Annotated in this window: 1 protein-coding gene and 2 rRNA genes; 2 read left to right on the forward strand and 1 reads right to left on the reverse strand. The window is 37.5% G+C overall.

Going from position 1 to position 2,162, the window contains the following annotated elements:
- Nucleotides 1-142: 142 nt before the first annotated feature.
- A 5S ribosomal RNA gene (rrf, locus tag DL897_RS17960) occupies nt 143-259 on the forward strand.
- Between the two features lie 434 nt (nt 260-693).
- On the opposite strand, the gene DL897_RS17965 is transcribed toward rrf, so the two are convergent.
- Nucleotides 694-1,461 (reverse strand): TSUP family transporter, encoded by a 768-nt coding sequence (locus DL897_RS17965; RefSeq protein ID WP_113660474.1) that lies wholly within the window; start codon nt 1,459-1,461, stop codon nt 694-696.
- Nucleotides 1,462-1,906: 445 nt separating this feature from the next.
- Between DL897_RS17965 and DL897_RS17970 the strand changes: the two genes are divergently transcribed.
- Nucleotides 1,907-2,162: ribosomal RNA gene (locus DL897_RS17970) — 16S ribosomal RNA — on the forward strand; the annotation flags it as partial.

The following is a 2,162-nucleotide window of genomic DNA, read 5'->3' on the forward strand; positions in this document are numbered from 1 at the left end:
GCAATGTGTTTAGCTGACGGATACGAATCGGTCGAGGGCTTAACCTACTTACTCTCACTCTGACTTCATTTCCTTTCTAATTTTCAAGGTGTGTGATTCACACATCTAAATATTGTCCCAGAATCACAGATTCTGGGAAACGTCTGGTGATTATAGCGAAGGGGTTCCACTCGTTCCCATCCCGAACACGACAGTTAAGCCCTTCAGCGCCGATGGTACTTGGGGTGCAGACCCCTGGGAGAGTAGGTCGTTGCCAGGCATACAAAAAAGCCATCCAGAAAAACTGGATGGCTTTTTTGTATATTTTACATAAAAAACCTTTGACGGAAGCAGATATCGCATCCTATTAAAAGAAATTATTAATGATTTCGCATAACCTTTGATAGCAGACAAGAGCGCTTTTAAATCATGAGAAACTCTTGACATCTACTCTTCACGGGTTTTTTCTAACCTACCTTTTTTGATCTTCCTCGTTCTTTTTTAAAGTATGCGTTAGTTGATAAAGTGACTCCCTTTTTATCTTTCCAAGTATATCACTGGTTCAATATATTTATGGGCACAACCAGTTTTAACTATTTCTCCAACTGATGAAATACCTAATCAATTAGTATATACTTTAAAAATTGGGTTATTGCAGCTTGGATCAGGATACGTCAGTTTAAAAATTGGAAAGGCGCCTTTTGGTAGGCACCTTTAAACGTGGATTAAATCCCATACTTGTTTACTGATCAAAATAACAGTCATTGTAACAAATAAGATCTTGACATAGGAAGAACCTTTTTTTATAGCCATATTCGATCCGATCCATGCACCTATTATCATGGAAATCCCCATGGTAATGCCATAGATATAGTTTACCTGTCCAAGATAGATGAACATTCCTAATGCTGCAATGTTACTGGTAAAGTTTAAGACTTTGGAATTACCAGCAGCTTGTACAAAGTCAAATCCGATCAAAAGAAAACTAAACAAAAGAAAGGATCCAGTCCCTCCTCCAAGAAAACCATCATAAAATCCAATAAGTAATGCAGCTAGTGCAATAAATATACCAGACTTCCAAGAAAGTCCTTGATAGGTCGAGGATTGCCCCCAATTTTTTTTGAACAGCGTAAAGATAGTAACGATAATGAGGAGAACAACAATCATCGGCTTTAAGAATTCGGAAGGGATTTGTTTTACAATATAAGCACCACTGATTGAACCAATAAAAGAGAGAGGAATTAGATAGAGAACTAACTTTACGGATATTTTTCCAGATTTCATAAAAGAAATCGTGCTTGTTAAGGAAGCTAGTGTACTAGCTAGCTTATTTGTTCCTAATGCAACAGCTGGAGGTAGTCCTGTTGCAAGTAGAACAGGAATCGAAATAAGACCTCCCCCTCCAACAACCGAGTCAATAAATGCTGCAATAAATCCGGAAATAACGAGAAATAGTAACATTGATAAGTCCAAATCTCCCATATTAGACATCTCCTGTTGTTTGAAATGTGAGTAAGAATAAATTACTATTTACTAAAGATAAATGATTTTTTCTAATTATTATTATAAAATTATATAATAATAGAATGTAAATAAGCAAACAGCATAGAAAAAGAGACTAGTAATAAGAAAAAATATAAACCTATTATTGTTTCTTAAAAAGATATTGACATAAGGAAATATTACATGATAGAATTCTAGATGTTGTTACGAAAACAACAATCTCATCTAAAAAAGTTATTGACAATCTTTGATAGTTATGATACATTAATTGATGTCGCTGATTGATAGATGAACTAGATAAAGTGTTCCTTGAAAACTAAAGAGTGAAACATGACTCGTTAATTCTGATGAGCAATCAAACTACTAGCGGTAGCCCTAGAATCATGGATTCCGGGACAAGAAGTACTAAGCTATCGCTAAGAACTTCTTTGAGAGTTTGATCCTGGCTCAGGATGAACGCTGGCGGCGTGCCTAATACATGCAAGTCGAGCGGGGAGTTTTCCTTCGGGAAAACTCCTAGCGGCGAACGGGTGAGTAACACGTGGGCAACTTGCCCCTAAGACTGGGATAACTCCGGGAAACCGGGGCTAATACCAGATAATCTTTTCGCTCGCATGAGCGAATCGTAAAAGGTTTCGACCACTTAGGGATGGGCCCGCGGCGCATTAGCTTGTTGGTGA

The sequence above is a fragment of the Thermoflavimicrobium daqui genome (assembly GCF_003313465.1).
GTDB classification, from domain to species: Bacteria; Bacillota; Bacilli; order Thermoactinomycetales; family Thermoactinomycetaceae; genus Thermoflavimicrobium; species Thermoflavimicrobium daqui.